Here is an 18463-nt window from a genome sequence, read left to right on the forward strand (position 1 = left end):
ATGGAGATTAAAAATCCATGAATTTCTTAATTCTACCAAATATAGTTCCAAAAACCTAAGTTCTCATGCTCACTTGAGTATACTCACTCCGTGCAATTCCGGCATATTTCGATCTGGGATCGATCGCTTAAGAGTTGCTTTCTGAAGTTCTGATAGGGTAAGGATGACCAAATGAATTCCAAGGATTGGGCTTTTAATTCACCCATGACATATTGAGCATCTTTATCAAAGCAGCAGGGGACGATCTTGCCATCCCAAGTGGAGACGGCACCTTGCCACATGCGCCAGCATTTATTTTCTAAGCGCTTTTTTAGTTTCCACTTGCCATTACCCGCAGGTACATAACGCGAATAGCCTAAGTCTGAAGGAATCAACTCGGAGCCATTTTCAAAGTCGTAGATCTGGGTTGTTTTCAATTGAAGCTCGTCGACTTGCATTCGCTCAGCCCAGCGCTTTAATTCTGGAAGCTGATGTTCGTTTTGTCCAGTCACAAGAAACTGTAAGACCACGCGTGGGAAGTTTTGCCCGGATTTTTTTCGTTCTGCCAAAAGCAATTTTAGCCCCTCCTGCACTTTTTCCAGATTTCCACCTACTCGGTATTTCTCATAAATTTCCTGCGTGATTCCATCCATAGAAACTATGAGTTGCTTCAAACCACTATGTAAAATTTCAGCGACTTGCTTTTCCTGCAGGTAGTGAGCATTGGTGGAGGTGGAGGTGAAAATACGCTTGGAATTTGCGTAAGCCACCATTTCCAAAAAGCGGGGGTTGAGGAATGGCTCTCCCTGAAAATATAAGTGTAGCCAGGTAAGGTGACCTTGAACTTCGTCAAGCGTTTTCTTAAAAAGTTGTTCTTGAAGCATACCTGTCGGACGGGAAAAATCACGTAATCCAGAAGGGCATTCAGGGCACCTAAGGTTGCAGCTGGTAGTAGGTTCTATTGAAAGTGTAGTAGGTTTTCCCCAAAGAATTGGTCTACCAAATACTCTTGAAATCTGAAAAGAAATAGCCAATAAGGCGTAATTCCATGTTTTCCGAAAGGTCAGAAATCGTAAAAAGCAAACGGCCGTGACGAGGTTATTTTTCACGGGACTAAGTAAAGAATAGATAGAGGAAGAAGCAATTCAGCTAGTTTATTTTACTACCTCTAAGACTGATACTGGTTTGGCTTTATTTTTCAGTGTGAATTCTCCTAAATCTCTAAAGGAGAACAACTCTTTGATTTCATTGGTACACTTTTCCAAGATTAATATTTGACCAGGAGAAGCTGCATTTTGAAGTCTCGCAGCGACATTCACTACATCACCAATTACGGTATAATCAAGGCGTTTCAATGACTGGGAACCGATATTTCCAGAAACCATTTCACCGGAATTAAGACCAATCGATACTTTAGGGCTAAAGTTTGATTTCTCTGAGTACATAGGCATCGCGTTCATTTTATCACGGATAGCGATGCAAGCTCTTAGTGCCCTAGCTACTTGATCGGGACCTTTGAAAACAGCCATCACCGCATCTCCTATGAATTTGTCTACAGCGCCTTTTTCCTCGATTATTTCCCGGACCATCAGGTCGAAATATTCATTGAGTAAAGGCACCACGATATTTGGCTCCTCATTTTCTGAGATTTTTGTGAACCCACACAAATCCACAAAAGCTACCGTCGCCTCCACAGTTTCATTTTCCATCAGTGAGGTTTCAGATTCCTTACCCACCATGAAATTGAGAACGGTCTCATCCACATACATTTTTAGAATGTTATTTTCCCTCATGGCAGTAAGGGTGGATTTGATCTGATTGATGTGCTGAAGTGTCTTCTCTATGGTGATCTCCAAATCCTGAAAATCTACCGGCTTGGTAATGAAGTCAAATGCACCGCGATTCATGGCTGTTCGGATATTTTCCAAATCACCATAGGCAGAAATAATCACTGCTTTTAGCAGAGGATTTTGCTCCTTCACTTTGGTCAAAAGAGTCAATCCGTCCATTTCTGGCATATTGATATCACTCAGAATCATGTCGATATCTGGCTGTTCTTTTAGAATATCCAATGCTTCCCGACCATTTAGCGCAAACACAAAATCATATTCTCCAGCTCTGATCTTACGCCTGAATTTCTGGGTAATAAGGACTTCTAAATCTGCCTCATCATCTACTACAAGTATCTTAGACATAGTTTAATGTTCTACTCTTGGTTGATAACTTTACCGATTTCTTTACGAAGTGAATCAAAATCAATCGGTTTTGTGAAAAATTCTTTCGCACCAGACTCCATTGCCTTTTTATAGTTCTCGGTGTCTCCATAGGCCGAAATCATACTGACATTAATTTTGGGAAATTGGCTTTTCACTCTATCCAATAATTCTAGTCCTGTCATGCCTGGCATATTGATGTCTGAAAACACATAAACCACTTCTGGTGGGTGCTCACTATCAAGTAACCTCAGCGCCTCATCGCCCGAAAAGGCGAAGGCAAGTTCCAAAAGTCCACTTCTAACTTCCTTTCTAAATTTTTGACGAAAAAGTAATTCTACGTCTCGCTCATCATCGACTATTAATATTTTTGTCATGGTGCTGTTGATATGGGTGGTAATGTAATTTCAAATCTGGTAAACTCTCCTTCTTTTGATAAAATCGACAAGCTACCTTTATGGGCTTTCACTATATCGTGTGTTATTGACAAGCCTAAGCCTGTACCTTCCTTTCCTTTTTTTGTGGTAAAAAAGGGCTCTAAAATTCTATTCAAAATTGGCTCTGGGATTCCTGCGCCATTATCTTCTATCTCAGTAATTATTTTTTTCTCTATTTGTTTAGTCCTAATTATAAGTTTTGGCTGATAGGTTGGTTGTTTATCTACTTCGGAAAGTAAGTTGAGCTTACTTCTCATCGCATCAAATGCATTATTACAAAGATTTACAATCACTCGACTGAAATCTTCTGCGATGATGGATACCAATCCAATGTCTGTGTCTAAATCCCATTCAAAACTGACGTTAATCGGGTTTTTACCAGCACGCATGCCATGAAAAGCTAGGTTGACAAACTCTTGAAGCAAGCCATTCAAGTTAGTCTGCACAAACTCACTTTGCCCACCTCTGGAGTGCATCAACATGGACTTAACTATACTATCAGCCCGCTTACCGTGCTGTAGAATTTTTTCAAGATTTGATCGGATATCTTGTAACAATTCTTCAATGTCAGCAATCGTATCATTTTGCTTTAGGTTTTTGAGCTCCTCTACTATCTCCTCTACATACTCTATACTTAGTTCAGAAAAATTGTTGATAAAGTTGATCGGGTTTTTAATCTCATGAGCAATACCAGCTGATAGTTGTCCGAGACTTGCTAGCTTTTCCTGTATTAATAATTGCTCTTGAAGCTCCTGATATCCCTTCAGGGATTTCTCCAGCTCCAACGTTCTTATTTCCAAGAGGCGTTTTAACTCCTTATTTTTCTCAATCCAATCTTCTTGTACCTTATCCATAATTTTGAGTATCTATCGGTAATCGAATACAAAACTCTGTGCCCTCACCTTCCTTGCTTTCCACAAGAATTTTTCCTCCATGTGCTTTTACAATATCGTAACTTATTGATAAACCTAAGCCTGTCCCTTGTCCAGTAGGTTTGGTAGTGAAAAATGGTTGGAAAATTTTTTCCTTTACTGACTGATTAATTCCTTTCCCGTTGTCTTTTATTTTGATTTCTACCCAATCCCCCACTCGCTTAGTAGATACTTGGACTAGCGGTTCAAATCCAGCTTTGCTTTCGCTCTTTTTTTCAGTCACTGCGTAAAAAGCATTATTTATTAAGTTAAGCAAAACTCTACCTAATTCCTGAGCAACCAGTTCTATTTTCCCAACTGTAGGATCATAATCAGTGTCCATTGAAGAATTAAAAGTCTTGTCTTTTGCCCTCAAACCATGATAAGCAAGTCGCAGGTATTCATCAGCAAGCACATTGATATCTGTGAGTGCTCGATTACCTCCACTGATCCTGCTGTGCTGAAGCATTGCTTTTACAATCGCATCTGCGCGTTTGCCATGTTGGTTTATTTTATCCAGATTCTGTTGAATATCTACGCTGATTGCTTTGGCTTCATCCAGATCACCTTTTTCCAATTCTTCACGCATCTCCTCCAGCAGTTCACCACTGACCTCTGAGAAGTTGTTGACAAAATTCAGCGGGTTTTGGATCTCATGTGCTATTCCTGCAGTTAGCTCGCCCAATGAAGCCATTTTCTCGGATTGTACGAGTTGACTTTGAGCATTTTTCAGATCATCAATACTCTTCTTGAGCTGTGCCGTTCTGTGGGAAACCCGTTCTTCCAAAATACGATTTTCTTTTTGAAGATATTTAGATCTCAGTTGGACAATAGCATAAATAAATGCTGCTAATATGGACCCAAAAACTAAGTATGCTATCCATGTCTGCCACCATGGCGGAGAAATAGTGAACTTGATAGTCGCTTCCTCACTCCATATTCCATTAAATCCACGAGTAGCCACTTTAAAAGTATAATCACCGGGAAGGAGGTTGTAGTAATTTTGTGTGATACTTCTTGGGCTTATTTCAGACCAACTCTCATCTTCTCCCTGTAAAACATATCGATATACAATTTTATCCCTCCCCATGACATCCTGATTCATAAAGGAGAAGTTCATAGAGTTTTGATCAAAAGGCAATACTAAGCCCACAGGCATTTTACTCACCAAATTCACACTATCCCATGTGATTTGATTTTGAATCAGGTAGCTGCTGTCATTTGGGATATCTTTTTTGGTATAAAACTCTGTATGATCTGTATTCCAGATGGTGTCTTCCTCATTGAATAAACTTTTGATAAAATTGGTGCCAAGAAAATCAGGATTTTGATCCATGATATTGATTTTGGTCAGGACCACTGCGGGCTGTATCGTATCAATTTTAGGAACTTGCGTGTTTACTGACATGATCGGGGCAGCACCCCACCAGACATTCCCATTGGAAGTATAAGTTGCTGTTGCTTGGTTGTAATCGTTAAAAGGAAAACCTTCCCGCTTACCATAATTGTAAAAACGCCAGATAGAATTAGGGTTGTCTTTGATCGGTCGTTTGGCTACTACAATGCCATTATCAGTTCCGAAATGCAAGTCATTTCCTACTTCCACGATATCGTATATCACTGGAGGATTTAGGCCTTGCGTTGGAGTCAAGTTTGTGATCGTATTACTTGTCAAATCTATGATCGAGAATCCTGCATCACTTCCGACTATTATTTCTTCGCTTTGAGTTTTGATCATCATAGAAGTGTAATCACTGGTCAAGCCTGTACGCTCACTTAGGTAGCTGACCTGCCCAGAGGCCGGATCCACAATATCTACTCCTATGTCGTTTCCGAGCCAAAGTCTTCCATTTTTATCTTCTTCTATTAGCCATACACGTCTAGACGCTAGGCCTGAAGATTCATCTATTTTTTCCAGAGAGAAAAAGTCTGGACTAAATTTCAGTACACCGTCCACAGTTCCAAGCAAAATATTTCCCTTTGAATCCCGAATTGACTTCCATGCAATTCTGGCGACATCTGGATCTAGTTCAAATACCGATGCAACATTCGTGTTCAAATCAATAAGGGTAAAGCCACCAAAACTTCCGAATAGAAGTTCGTGATTTGATATTCTCGAGACAGATCGATGGTTATTTATATTAGCATTGCCTGGAAATTTTAAGAGATAAATTTTCTCTAGCTCAGGATCATAAATATTAATTCCTTCATACGTTGCCATCCAGACCTTCCCATTTGGGCCTTCGTGAATTCCCCACACTTCATCATTTACTAATCCACTGTTGGCATTGAAATGCTGAGAGAGCATTCCTTCTGGGTTAATCAAAAGAACCCCCGAATTATCTGTTCCAAGCCAAACATTTCCCTTTGCATCGGTCATGGTAGCCGAAGGGAAACTACTGCCTCTAAATTTGGCACCTGTATGTATTTTTTTGATTTTTTGAATTTCAGGATCGTACAAGCTAATGGTATCGTTGTCCGTAATCCAAGCCCGATTATGCAAATCAAAAGTGACAGACAAGGACTTCCCAAAATAACCCTGCTCAGGACCAAGTCTGGTAAACGTATTTTCTTTTAAGGAAATAGCAATGGGTTTTTCCTCAGGTGAGGATGCCCAGACCTCACCAGTTGCATTCTCGGTAAACTCGTAAAAGAAGCTTCCTGAACCTATTCCTGCGTTTCCAGAGATAAATCTGATGGAGGTACGCTCGGGGTTTAATACTCCGATTTTTCCAGTCATACCAAACCAAAGATTATTTGCTTTATCCAAATGTATCCCGCCTGCAGTTCTTATGCTTGGCTTGCTGAGGAATGTTAATGGATGAAGCTTCTTAGAACTTGGGTCTAGAAAATGTACCCCTGTATCTAGATTTCCCAGCCAAAATAATCCTGATTCGTCCTCATCTATTCTTATAAATTGTGTCCCAATCTGATAGTTGGTCAATAGGCTGTGGTTTATATCCAATACATAAAGGCCGGACAGTTGCGATAAAATCAGCAGACTTCCATCATTTGCAATCTCTAGGTCAACAATGTAGTCGATTAGCCCATCAGGATTTCTTGGGAGTACATTGTAATTTTCAAATTGATCTCCGGTAAATTTAGAAAGCCCTCTTTCTGTAGATATCCAAATCATGCCATTTAGATCAGTCACCATGGCAAAGACTTTATTACCAATTAATCCCTCAGTTTGACCTATTCTCAATATGCCTGCGTTCGAAAGGTCTGACTTGGAGAGAAATGCCAGTTTGGTGATTTGAGGCTCTAGCAAAAGCTGTTTTTTGACTGGAATTGAAATGCCCGAAATCGAATCGAGATTTAGCTTTATTTCTTCCTCATCTGTCCAAGCAATTGGTGAAGCTACAGGAGGAGATTCTAGCCGTTTAAAATCTAGAATATCAAATGGTTTCGATGGTAGCCTAGCAAAATCTATTGTATGATTAATAGCTTCTGGGACTTTTTCCGAGGGGATCTTACTCCAGGTTAGAGGTTTTCCATTGGGCACCTCAAATGGCTTTACAATTGGCTCCTGATATTCAGAGGGGTTTTCTGGAAAGGGAACCACACCTCCTTGTTGGCAAGACGCAACTATCACTATCAAGCATAGAAAAAGGAAATAAGTTGATATATGATGGTAGCTTTTCTTCATAATTAACTAGGGTTGGAGGATGAAATAAACAGGTTGATTGTAAAGGTTGTTCCTTCCCCTTCAGTAGACTCTACACGGATTTCGCCGTTGTGAGCCTTAATAATATCATAACTCAAAGAAAGTCCCAGTCCAGTTCCTTGCCCTGTTGGCTTGGTCGTAAAGAAGGGTTGAAAAACCTTCTCTACTATTGCTTTTGGTATTCCTTTTCCGTTATCAGTCACTTTGATTTGAATGCCATGTTTATCGTTGCTTAGCTCGATTTTCGAAGTTTGCACGGTTACTAATGGTTTATAATCATCTCCTACTTCACTCTTCTTTTCATTGACAGCATAAAAAGCATTGTTAAACAAATTAAGCAGTACTCGTCCCATGTCTTGACTCACCATAGGAATTAATGGAAGAGTTGAGTCAAAGTCCATTTCAAAATCAGAATTAAATGAGCTGTCTTTGGCCCGTAAACCGTGATAAGATAGTCTTAAATACTCATCCGCAAGCACATTTATACTCGTTGGTTCTTTTGATCCTTTGCCACTTCTGCTATGTTGAAGCATTCCTTTCACAATAGCTCCTGCACGCTTTCCGTGTTTGGTGATTTTTTCAAGATTACTTTCAATATCCTCAAGAATATCATCTTCCAATCCTGAATCACGTTCTTCTTGAGGTCTTGCTCTTTCTTCTTTGATTTCTTTGACCAATTCATTGGTCACTTCTGAGAAGTTGTTCACGAAATTCAGCGGGTTTTGAATTTCATGTGCTATTCCAGCCATCAATTCACCAAGAGAAGCCATTTTTTCAGAATGCAGTAGCTGAGCTTGCGTATCCTTCAAATTCTCATGTGTGGTAGCCAACTCGGTATAGGCCACTTCTATAGCTTTGGCATGTTCTAGTTCACGTTCCTTTGTTCGCTCATTCTCAGCCTTGATAACCTGATTTCGCTGATAAATAGTAATTGGGTAAATCAGTGAAATAAAAAGTAAACCATAAATCAAATATGCCCACCAGGTTCTATAAAGTGGAGGTAAGACTTCGAAACTGTAACTAATTGGAACCGTCCATTCGCCAGCGCCTGCGTCCACAGGTCCCGTAAATCGAGCTTTTACCTTGAAAGTGTATTTGCCTTCTTGAATGTTTCCGAAGTTGGCGGTGGTTTTCTTCAGAATCGGACTCCATTTCTCATCGTAGCCTTCGAGAATGTATTGATACTCTACCAAAAATGGCTTGGATAACTCGTCTGTCCCAAAATCAATGTTGATGTCGTTGTTTCGGTAAGGAAGAACAAGATTTTGTGGAAGGGTATAAAAGCCAGATATACTGTCGAATTCTATTCCATCGTATTTATCCTGCAACTCTGCTCTCTCCGTATCACTCAATTCTTTTCCATAAACAATCAATTCATCTATGGTGCGGGGAAATGTATTGGTCGAAATAGCATCATATTGCTTATTTAAACTGTGCCAAGAGATCACTTCTTCACTTAGGCGCAATTCCTTGATCAAGACAGATGGGGTTGTATGATTTCGCTTTAATTTATTGTAATCAAACCGAACCAAAGCAGTTTTGTTATTTCCTGTTCCGGCCCAAAGTATGCCTTTTTGATCCACGTACATTCCATTTTGGCCATCAACAAGATCTTTGACAGGAAAGCCTGTTTCAGAATTAAAGACTTCAATATTTCTCAGTGAATCTAGTGGTTGACCTGTTTTGGCCCCATCAAAAACTGTGATCCCAAGATTGGTTCCCACAGCCATTTTTCCATTTGGCAATTCTGCGATTTGTAGAATCACATTGTCAGGAAGTCCTTCGTTTGTGGTGAAGTTTTGGAATAAAGAGGTAGGATCTTCTAAAATTGATTTGTAATCATCCAGCTTACTTACTGATTCTATTTGCGTGATTTTTTCAGCACTCAAAATGCTTAAGCCATTCTCTGTGCCTATCCAGAGATTACCTTGTTTGTCTTTTACAAGTCTTATCACGGCATTATCAGCTAAACCCTGATCAGAGGTGAAATTTGTGAATGTCAATCCATCAAATCTACTCAATCCACCGTCTGCTGCTCCAAACCAAAGCTTTTTGAAATTATCTTCTGCGATACCTAAAACGACGTCTCCGGCTAAGCCATTCTGCGAGGTGTAAGTAGTGAATGATTCCCAATCAAATTTGCTTACTCCTCCGCCATCTGTGCCAAACCACAAATTTCCCTTTTCATCTTCACTAATATTATAAACTTCATTTGCTGCCAATCCATGGTCGATGGTATAGGTAGTAAATGCTGCCCCATCGTACATGCTCACGCCTCCTCCACCTGTTCCGAACCATAAGTTGTCTTTTTGATCACGATGGCTACTACTTACAATTTCACCAGCTAGCCCTTGAGCAGCAGTATAGTTTGCAAACTTTTCTCCACTAAACCGGCTTACGCCACCTCCAGCCGTTCCAAACCACAAATTCCCAGTTTTATCCTCAACCGTGCTCAAAACAATATTTCCGCCTAAACCTTGAGAGGTGGTGAAGTTGGTGAAGCTACCTCCATCAAACCTGCTGACACCGCCTCCTTCTGTACAAAACCATAATTTCCCATTGGCATCGATCACCACATCCAAGATACTGTTGCTTGCCAAGCCTTGCTCTCTGGTGTAGGTAGTCATATGCTGCCCATCGTATCTGCTCGCGCCTTTTTCGGTAGCAAACCATAGGATCCCATCACGGGTTTCGGCAATGCTACGTACTACCAAGCTTGCAAGACCATCTGCATGCCCAAAGGTTCTGAAGTTTTGTCCATCGTAACTACTGACTCCGCCGCCTATCGTTCCAAACCAGATTTTTCCTGAACGATCAACTTTAATACTTCTAATTCTATTTGAAGCGAGCCCTTCCGAAATCGTGAAGGTTGTAAAAGTAGTTCCGTCAAATTTACTTGCTCCGCCTCCATTCGTTCCAAACCAAATGTTTCCAGAAAGGTCCTGAGCAATACTAATCACTACATCATCTGCTAATCCCTGCTCCATGGTGTAGGTTTGGAAAGAACTACCATCAAATTTGCTTACTCCACCACCGTAGGTTCCAAACCAAATATTGCCTTCAGAGTCCTCCATTATGCTCAAAATGGCATCATCTCCTAGTCCATTTTCAGTAGTATAGTTGGTGAATACTTTGCCATCATAGCGACTGACTCCACCTCCTACAGTGCCAAACCACAGAATACCTTCACTATCTTCTAAAGCAACTCGAACCGAATTGCCAGCTAATCCCTGTGAGGTTGTATAGTTTGTAAAAGCTAAACCATCAAATCTACTGACTCCTCCTCCATTGGTAGCAAACCAAAGATGCCCTCTGCTATCCAGAACAGCGCTGTTAACTGCATCTAAGGCCAAACCGTTGTCTGTTGAGTAATTTTTGAACTGTGAAACTCCGCCATCTCCCTGGATGAATGGTTTACCTGTTAAATCCCGTACGATCTGATCATTTTCATCAGTTAAATAAGGTAAGTTTTGAGAAATAGGGTTTTCTAAATTGACCCGAGTCAGGGACCCAGATTCATTCATGTGCGAATAGGAGCCACCAGATTGGGTTGGAATTTTGATTCGTACTGGTTTTGGTGCCTCTGCTAAATTTATTTTAATAGGCTGAATTGAATCTGCAAGATCACTCAGGGAGGTCATTTGTGGAATAGCCAGAAGAGTAGTTGTAGGTACAGCTTTGTCCTCCTGTGGTGTAGCACAGGAAAAAAGAAGTAGTACGCCTCCTAAAAAAAAGAGAATATTTCTCATTACAAAAACTCGATTTGGTATAAATCCGTTGGCCTAGATGTTCTAAAAAGAATTGTAAAAGGTAAATATATTTTATGCCATATAAAATGCCTTACATAAAACAATTTTTGCACTTTTTTAATAATTCAGCCAATCATTACAATCTTCAAAAACGCCTGATTCTTACTTATTTCAAAATTTTTGATGAAAAGGTGAAGTTTGAAAAGTCCAATTTTGAAACAGTTAATGTGTACTTCTGTTAGTGTCTAATCTTAATTCAATTAGTCAAAGAAATGAAGAATTCTGTCCAAGATTCTTGTCCGTTTTCCAGCTCACTTGTTTGACTAGTTACTGACAATTCTCCTCCATGGGCTTTGACTATATCGTAGCTTAATGAGAGGCCTAGGCCAGTGCCAAGTCCAGTCGGTTTCGTCGTGAAAAATGGTTGAAATATTTTGTCCTTGACAGAATCTGGCATACCTGTCCCATTATCTTTCACTCGTATTTCAACGCCATTGGTTGTTCTCTTTGTACTCAGCCAAACAGTAGGCTTATATGTGCTTGCCAGTTCAGAATCAATTGTAATCAATTGCTTTTTCTTCTCAGACACCGCATAGAATGCATTATTTACCAAATTTAGAATCACCCTTCCTATCTCCTGAGGGATTACAGCTACTGTACCTACTTCATCGTCAAAATCAGTTTCCATGCTTGCATTGAATGACTTATCTTTTGCTCTCAACCCATGGTAAGATAGGCGAAGGTATTCATCAGCCAACTCATTAATATTGGTAGGTTCTTTCACCCCAGTACTGCTACGGCTATGTTGGAGCATGCCTTTCACGATGGCATCTGCACGCTTTCCGTGATGAACTATTTTCTCCTCATTCGCCTCCAAATCACTTACGATGAGCTTTATTTCGTCCAGATCTCCCTTTGCCAATTCGACTTTTAACTCTTCCAGAAGCTCTTTATTTAGCTCAGAAAAGTTGTTGACAAAGTTCAAAGGATTCTGAATCTCATGGGCTATGCCTGCCGTCAGCTCACCCAGTGAGGCCATTTTTTCAGAATGTACCAACTGTGATTGCGCTGCTCTGAGTTCGTGTAAGGTCTTTTCCAGCGACTCTTTTTGGGCTGTGATTTCTGCAGTACGTTCGGCTACTTGAATTTCCAAGGCGTCCTTTAGCTTTTGCGACTTCCTGAACTCAAGTTCTTGATGAGCAGCTTTAATTCGCTCAAGCTCTAAGGCCTTTCTTTGCTTTCTATTAATGATAAACTGAGCTACAAGCCAGATCCACGCAAATATGGATGCAGTCCCAAACAAATTGTCCCAACGATCATAAAAATCAGGTGCTATCAGCTCAGTCAGATCTTCGATCACATGAACTAGCACCACGGGGAAAAATGCATATACAAAAGGCTTAAGCGGTTCAAATACTTTTCGATTGTAAGCTGCGTAAACCACATATAAATTTACGGCATGGCCTATCCATCGCGTTATTTCTTCTAGGCTATCAAAAACTATGTTTAAGGCTAATAAACAAGAGGAGGCTATTAACGCTTTTAAAAATATACTTTGCCACTCAGGAAAAAGCTCCTTGGTTTGGGCATGCGTTTGGAGGAATCTAAAAGCAATGATCAGAAGTATAAAATCCATAGATACTGAGCTAGAATTTAAAAAACGGTACTAAGCAAGAAGCAAAATAAGCATAATTTCACTTCTAGAAGTGATTGCTAGGGCAAGTTCCATATCAAACTATTACCTGCCTTTAGGGGAATGACAGAAAGGGAACCTGTTAATGTTGATGAGCGAGACGATGTTGCTTCAGAATATCCTCACCAAAATCATTTCCATTCTCCCTCCATATCGTATGGATGTGATTGGCATTGTCAAGAAAGCCAACATTGTCATACTCAATGATGAAGTCTGGACTGTGGATCATGTAATAGTGAGCTTTCATGGGTTCATAGCTTCCTATCCAGCTGAAATATACTTCGTCCATTCCCCGCGCATGCAAGATCGCAAGGTATTCCTCTGCTTTTGGGTGGTCTAGATTATTAACATATTCTTCGATGAGGTAATGAAGGATTTTCTGCTGGTCAGCATTCAATTCCGAGCCTTTGATTCCTTTAAATTCCTTGATCCATTGATCTCGACCAGGGCTGGTAAGAATATCTCCAGGTACTTTTTCACTTAAGGTCGCTTTGGCTTTTTGAGCATCATCAAGGGTATTCACGAACCAAAAACCGTAATCTTCTTCTTTGCTCAAAGGACGCAATCCTGCATATTGGGTGACTTCCACCACAGCTGGATCAGAACCCAGAAATAAGGGTGTCATGGAGAATCTATCCCCAGAAACAGTCAGATTGAGAGAAATGTGGTGCCCCTCGAATTTCAAACCCCAAGTATCATCCTTCTCTACATCTCCAAGTAAGGCAATAAAGTAGTTGCCATAGTCCCAATCCAAGGTTCGGATCATCTTGATGGTATTCTCATTCATCTGCTCTCTTTGGTATGCTATCTCCATGATTTCATGCAGAATATCATCAACCTGCATGATTGAGAATACTTTTAAATAACCTTGAGAACTTAAGATAGTACTGAGCATCTTATGGAATTTTATCTTACTATCTTCAGAAAGGTCACCATACTTTACCCCACTTCGAGGAGCTAGTCCTAGCGGCAAATTCGTCCACTTGGTTCTCAAACTATCAGAGAAGTCAAATTCCACCGCTGATTTCTGCTCATCAGGTAATGTTTCTATAAAGGAAACCGTTACGTTTTTAAGAGCTTTAACATCCTGTGCAAGTGCAAGGCAGCTCGTCAGGAAAAAAAGAAGGATAAATAAGCTTGGTTTAAGCATAGTTTACATGGATAAGTTTCAATAGATAATTTTAGAAAGAGTTTTCACCTTAGAAATAATCACCCGATACTTCCATCTCCATCTATGTCCTTACCGGATTGCTCTTCAAGGATTTTGAGTGTTTTGATTAATAGCTCTCTAGTATTTGCCAATTCCCATTCTAGATTTCTGACTCTTACTTCGAGTGTTTCGGCTTTTGCTTTATGGTCTTGAATTTGACTTTGCTGGATTAGGTCCCAAAATAGTCCCATAGGTTGTTTACAATTTCGATTTACTTCTTATTTAAATAGTGGTTGAACCAGCTCAGTATTGAAGCCGATTTACTCATCAACATACTTGGTCGATTGACAAGGCCATGAGAAGCATTTGGTATGCGAACCATGGCTGTTTCCACTCCCTGAAGCTTGAGCGCTGCGTAAAATTGCTCAGATTCAGCGATCGGGGTTCTGTAGTCATTTTCACCGGATAAAAGCATGGTTGGTGTCTTTACATTTCCTACAAATGTGATTGGAGAGCGAGCAGCATAGTTTTCTGGCTCTTCCCAAGGATTTCCTGGAAACCAGTATTTCGTAAAAAAAGCAGGATTATCAGCATAAAGTACATGCGTAGACCAATTAATCACAGGCTTCGCGACAACCGCCGCTTTGAAGCGATCCGTCTTGGCCACAATCCATGCGGTCAATAATCCTCCACCACTTCCGCCTGTCACGAACAGATTTTCTGTATCCACATATCCTTTTTCGATGACAGCATCTACTCCAGACATCAAGTCTGCATAATCATGATTTGGGTAATCGTGGTGAATCGAATTACCAAAATCCTGTCCATAACCAGTGCTGCCTCTCGGGTTGGAGTATAACACCACATAACCAGCCGCTGCATATTGTTGCACTTCGTATGAAAAACTCGTTCCGTACATAGCAAAAGGGCCACCATGTATTTCTAAGATGAATGGATACTTTTTGCTTGGGTCAAAGTTAGGTGGAGTAACTATCCAGCCCTGAATATCCAGTTGATCAAAGGAAGACTTCCACCAGATCTCCTCTACTTTTCCAATATTTCGGTATGAAAATACATCGTCGTTTAATGCTGTAATTCTTTTGATCTCTCCATCTGACCAAACTGCCAAATCAGCAGGATGATCTGCCCCGCCAAGTGTAAATGCAAACTTCGTATTGCTAGAAACAGTGTAGTCTCCGGCATTATATGGCCTTCCTATATCAAGACCTCCAAGTCCTTCCACGACTGTTCTGATTTTTCCAGTGAGCGCCACATGTCCAATTTTGGTGTCTCCCTTTTCGTCGTATTGAAAATAGATTCCTTTGCCATTGGACTCCCATTGCGGGTTTGCAGCGTCTCTATCCAAATCCGCGGTTAGGTTTTTAATTCCTGAGCCATCGGTATTCATTACGTATAGATTCATTACTTGATAACCTTGGAATGTGTCATCAAATCCAGTAAATGCAATCTGGGAGCCATCGGGAGAAAGCACTGGAGTCCTATCAGGTCCAAATCTTGAAGTCAAAGCTTTGATTGAACCAGTGGATAAATCCAATTGATAGATTTCAGAATTGGCAGGCTCGAACTCATGGTTTTCGTTGAGATTTGCCGAGAAAAAAAGACTCTTGCCATCTTTCGACCATAGAGGTGACCCATAATCAAATTCGTCTGAAGTCCATTGCCTTGCCGTTCCTCCAGCTATTCCAATCGTAAAAATCTCTTGATTTCCTGGCTTAAGATACCCCGCTCCATCGCCACGATAATTCATGTCATCGATATAGATCGGAGCCTCATTCCATGTAGCGCCTTCTGGTTTTCCAGGGATGCTCAAAAGTGACTTTTTAGCCTTTGGGACAAATTGTGTAAAAGCTAATTGCTGGTCATCGTATGACCAAGACACCGAGCCCGGCGGGTTTGCCGAATTGGTTAGAGCCACAGATACCTTTGTATCCAAATACATGACGAAAAGCTTCATTTTTTCATCCTGCTGGTTGGATCGATAGGCCACCTTAGTTCCGTCGTGAGACCAGACTGGACTTACATCTCTATGATTTCCTTGGGTCAAAGGCCGGTTTTGAGTACCGTCTGTGTTTGTGATCCAGAGATTGGAATAATCTCGATCCGTCATGATATCCTTGAAATTCCGAACGTAGATTACCTTTGTTCCATCAGGAGAAATCGAGGGATTGGTGACATACTCCAAGTCAAAAAGATCTGTGAGTTCTAACTTGGTTTTTTGCTGGGCTTGTAGTCCGATCTGAGCAACGAGTGACAATGCACAGATAAAAATATATTTAATCTTCATAACTATTTACTAAGTATTTGATAACTCATTTCTTATAATAAACTTCTTCTCCTTTTCCCATATTTCCATAGTCAAAGGAATGAATCAACTTGACTGATCCAGAAGCTACGAAATCGAATTGGAACTTCTCAAAAGTTCCGTCTGGATTTGCGGGATAAGTAAAAATATTATTGCCGCTGTAGACGTATTCCTCCCCGAAAACCTCATTTTTCAACCACAGGCCATTATTGTTTTTGAAAAAAGCGATAGTCTTTTTTGGGTCATTTTCAAGGCTGTATTCTCCTGTCAGTCGATCTAATGAGGCTGATTCTACCTTGAGCGTAGCAGCCATTCCTATAGTATAAGCTACCTGGCTTGTACCATCCGCAAGCTCTTTTATAGGTAACACTCGATCTGCTGACCGTGCAGCCCAAGGATCATTTGCGACATTTTCGTCTCCTTTGAAATACAATTGAGTGACTAAAGATTGATAGCCATCGGCAGTCACCATGAGATGAAAATGTGCAGGCCTTATCAATCCTCCTCCAGCATCGTAAGGGACAGGAAGAATAGTTTGAAACCCATAATTTCCATCCTTGTCCGTCATCACTGTGCCGCGATAGCGAAATTCTGGAGTGGAATTATCATAAACACCTTCAGCATCGCAGTGCCATAGTTCTACCTTTGCGTTATTGTAAGGAGTAATACAATCCTGATGGAGCACTTTACCGGCTAATTCAATCTTTTTTCCTTTATCCCCCGCTATTCTTAAGTTGGAACGCATAGGGCTTTCTGGTCGATAAAATGGACCTAGAATATCTGAAGTTGTGGCACAATCACCGACGTACTTTTCTCCATCAAAATGGATAAATCCGAATGTGCTCATGGCGGTCACACTAAGTGCTGCAGAGCTAATAAATCGTCTCCTTTTCATGATTTTTGGGTTTAAGATTGTAGGTCAAAAAAACTAAAAAACAGCTATATCTTTCTGATTTTGAAAGATATATACTTGTAATAATACAATAAACAATCCGCTATTTTACAATTTTCAACTCGGGATTTCGCTTTAGAGGTTTAGTTGTTCTTCTTCGAAAGGAGCCTTACCGCAAAGTAAACTGCAGTGAGCACAGTTATAAAAACAAGAATTCCTGTTTTTTCATAGCCAGTCAAATTGGATAGGAAAAAGAGTATGATTCCAGCTGCCAGAATTGGAACTGTATATCCAAAAGGTATTCTGAAGTCTCCAAAATTAGCTTTCTCCTTTCTTCTCAATTTGATTACCGATAAGGCCACGCCAAAATAAACCAATAGCATACTGGCTGAAGCGATCACGGCGAGCTGTCGAAATCCGCCAATAGCTGCAAGAGTAAATCCGATTCCGGCATAAAGTAAAATGGAGTAATAAGGAGTCTTGAACTTGGGATGAATTGCAGCCAATTTTTCCAATGGAATCACCCGGTCACTGGCCAATCCAAATAACACTCTTGGCAAATTCAGAATTTCTCCACTTAGCATTCCAAACATGGAAACTCCCGCAGTAATTAATAGAAGTGTGTAACCTATTGGACCAAATACAACATTTGCCACAGATGCTAGAGGGGCTTCTTTAAACTCAGGTAATTGATCCCCCAAGACTCCTTGCGAAACTGACTGAATCAGGACATAAAGAATCAATACAAAGCCGATCCCCATGAAAATAGCCTTTGGAACTGTCTTTTGGGGGTTTTTGATCTCCCCACCGACAGTTAATCCTGCATCTCCACCTTGAAATGCAAAAAATAAAATCAGGGAAGCCGCTCCAAAATTTTTGAAGGAATCCGCATTTTCTATCATCAAATTGGAAAAGGAAACATCCTTCCAGCTGAACAGAATCAGCAAAAGTAGAGGAGTCAATTTCGCCACTGTATTGATCTTCACTAAGCCGATTCCTTGCTTCACCCCGATCACATTTAGAAAACACAAGCCTCCAAAAATGAGCAACAAAAGTAAAATACGAATGTATTGATTCGCAAAAACCGGAAAGGCCAGTGCGATCAATTCTATCAAAGCATTAGCTACAGCAGCATCCGAAAACGCACTTCCCATCACCATAAATACGGCGGCCAAAAAACCTGTATATGGCCCGAAAGCTGTTTCTACATAAGCATAAGCTCCTCCGGATCGAGTCACTTTGCTTCCTGCCTCTGCAAAACAAAGCATCACCAATGCAATTAGAAATCCACAAAACAGGTACACAAAGATGCCTGCGGAACCCATGATTTCGGCTACAATCGCTGGCAAAACGAAAATCCCTGCACCGACAATAATGTTTACAATGTTGGCAGAGAGTCCCCATAAACCAATCTCTCTTTTTAACCCTGTTTCTTTTTCCATGATTACA

At 40.6% G+C, this 18463-nt stretch carries 12 protein-coding genes; all 12 read right to left on the reverse strand.

The genetic code is table 11. From position 1 onward, the window contains the following. Positions 1 to 83: 83 nt before the first annotated feature. The 12 genes from LV83_RS01805 to LV83_RS01860 all read right to left on the reverse strand — a co-directional run bounded on the left by LV83_RS01805 (position 84) and on the right by LV83_RS01860 (position 18456). Positions 84 to 1088 carry a radical SAM/SPASM domain-containing protein gene (locus LV83_RS01805; protein ID WP_111609802.1) on the reverse strand — a complete coding sequence of 335 codons (1005 nt, stop codon included), beginning with the start codon at positions 1086 to 1088 and terminating at the stop codon, positions 84 to 86. Positions 1089 to 1133: 45 nt separating this feature from the next. Beyond that, positions 1134 to 2174 carry an adenylate/guanylate cyclase domain-containing protein gene (locus LV83_RS01810; RefSeq protein ID WP_111609803.1) on the reverse strand — a complete coding sequence of 347 codons (1041 nt, stop codon included), beginning with the start codon at positions 2172 to 2174 and terminating at the stop codon, positions 1134 to 1136. An 11-nt stretch (positions 2175 to 2185) separates the two neighbouring features. Continuing rightward, positions 2186 to 2569: a response regulator gene (locus LV83_RS01815; RefSeq protein ID WP_111609804.1), complete on the reverse strand. Its 384-nt coding sequence runs from the start codon at positions 2567 to 2569 to the stop codon at positions 2186 to 2188. After that, positions 2566 to 3483 (reverse strand): sensor histidine kinase, encoded by a 918-nt coding sequence (locus LV83_RS01820; protein WP_111609805.1) that lies wholly within the window; start codon positions 3481 to 3483, stop codon positions 2566 to 2568. Before LV83_RS01820 ends, LV83_RS01815 begins: the two co-directional genes overlap by 4 nt. Continuing rightward, a complete protein-coding gene (locus tag LV83_RS21740; protein WP_111609806.1) occupies positions 3476 to 7189 on the reverse strand; it encodes a sensor histidine kinase in 3714 nt (1237 codons plus the stop codon). The genes LV83_RS01820 and LV83_RS21740 overlap by 8 nt, the downstream gene beginning before the upstream one ends. A gap of 2 nt (positions 7190 to 7191) precedes the next feature. Then, on the reverse strand, positions 7192 to 10956 hold the full coding sequence (locus LV83_RS21745) for a two-component regulator propeller domain-containing protein (RefSeq protein WP_111609807.1): 3765 nt from the start codon (positions 10954 to 10956) through the stop codon (positions 7192 to 7194). 256 nt (positions 10957 to 11212) lie between these two features. Beyond that, positions 11213 to 12592, reverse strand: a complete 1380-nt coding sequence (locus tag LV83_RS01835; RefSeq protein ID WP_111609808.1) for a sensor histidine kinase — start codon at positions 12590 to 12592, stop codon at positions 11213 to 11215. 139 nt (positions 12593 to 12731) lie between these two features. Further along, the gene (locus LV83_RS01840) at positions 12732 to 13799 is read right to left on the reverse strand and encodes a DUF3500 domain-containing protein (RefSeq protein ID WP_111609809.1); all 1068 of its coding nucleotides are present in this window, start codon (positions 13797 to 13799) and stop codon (positions 12732 to 12734) included. A 59-nt stretch (positions 13800 to 13858) separates the two neighbouring features. Beyond that, positions 13859 to 14050, reverse strand: a complete 192-nt coding sequence (locus LV83_RS01845) for a hypothetical protein (protein WP_111609810.1) — start codon at positions 14048 to 14050, stop codon at positions 13859 to 13861. Between the two features lie 20 nt (positions 14051 to 14070). Beyond that, on the reverse strand, positions 14071 to 16104 hold the full coding sequence (locus tag LV83_RS01850; protein ID WP_111609811.1) for a S9 family peptidase: 2034 nt from the start codon (positions 16102 to 16104) through the stop codon (positions 14071 to 14073). A gap of 25 nt (positions 16105 to 16129) precedes the next feature. Then, complete coding sequence (locus LV83_RS01855) at positions 16130 to 17017, reverse strand: dioxygenase family protein (RefSeq protein ID WP_111609812.1); 888 nt, start codon at positions 17015 to 17017, stop codon at positions 16130 to 16132. A gap of 140 nt (positions 17018 to 17157) precedes the next feature. Continuing rightward, on the reverse strand, positions 17158 to 18456 hold the full coding sequence (locus LV83_RS01860) for an APC family permease (RefSeq protein WP_111609813.1): 1299 nt from the start codon (positions 18454 to 18456) through the stop codon (positions 17158 to 17160). Positions 18457 to 18463 lie beyond the last annotated feature (7 nt).

The organism is Algoriphagus yeomjeoni (genome assembly GCF_003259505.1).
Classification (GTDB): domain Bacteria; phylum Bacteroidota; class Bacteroidia; order Cytophagales; family Cyclobacteriaceae; genus Algoriphagus; species Algoriphagus yeomjeoni.

Excerpts from the sequence above, each read along its gene's own strand:
- LV83_RS01860 (WP_111609813.1), bottom strand. The coding sequence starts at position 18,456 with ATGGAAAAAGAAACAGGGTTAAAAAGAGAGATTGGTTTATGGGGACTC.
- LV83_RS01855 (WP_111609812.1), bottom strand. The coding sequence starts at position 17,017 with ATGAAAAGGAGACGATTTATTAGCTCTGCAGCACTTAGTGTGACCGCC.
- LV83_RS01845 (WP_111609810.1), bottom strand. The coding sequence starts at position 14,050 with ATGGGACTATTTTGGGACCTAATCCAGCAAAGTCAAATTCAAGACCAT.
- LV83_RS21740 (WP_111609806.1), bottom strand. The coding sequence starts at position 7,189 with ATGAAGAAAAGCTACCATCATATATCAACTTATTTCCTTTTTCTATGC.
- LV83_RS01850 (WP_111609811.1), bottom strand. The coding sequence starts at position 16,104 with ATGAAGATTAAATATATTTTTATCTGTGCATTGTCACTCGTTGCTCAG.
- LV83_RS01815 (WP_111609804.1), bottom strand. The coding sequence starts at position 2,569 with ATGACAAAAATATTAATAGTCGATGATGAGCGAGACGTAGAATTACTT.
- LV83_RS01820 (WP_111609805.1), bottom strand. The coding sequence starts at position 3,483 with ATGGATAAGGTACAAGAAGATTGGATTGAGAAAAATAAGGAGTTAAAA.
- LV83_RS01810 (WP_111609803.1), bottom strand. The coding sequence starts at position 2,174 with ATGTCTAAGATACTTGTAGTAGATGATGAGGCAGATTTAGAAGTCCTT.
- LV83_RS21745 (WP_111609807.1), bottom strand. The coding sequence starts at position 10,956 with ATGAGAAATATTCTCTTTTTTTTAGGAGGCGTACTACTTCTTTTTTCC.
- LV83_RS01840 (WP_111609809.1), bottom strand. The coding sequence starts at position 13,799 with ATGCTTAAACCAAGCTTATTTATCCTTCTTTTTTTCCTGACGAGCTGC.
- LV83_RS01835 (WP_111609808.1), bottom strand. The coding sequence starts at position 12,592 with ATGGATTTTATACTTCTGATCATTGCTTTTAGATTCCTCCAAACGCAT.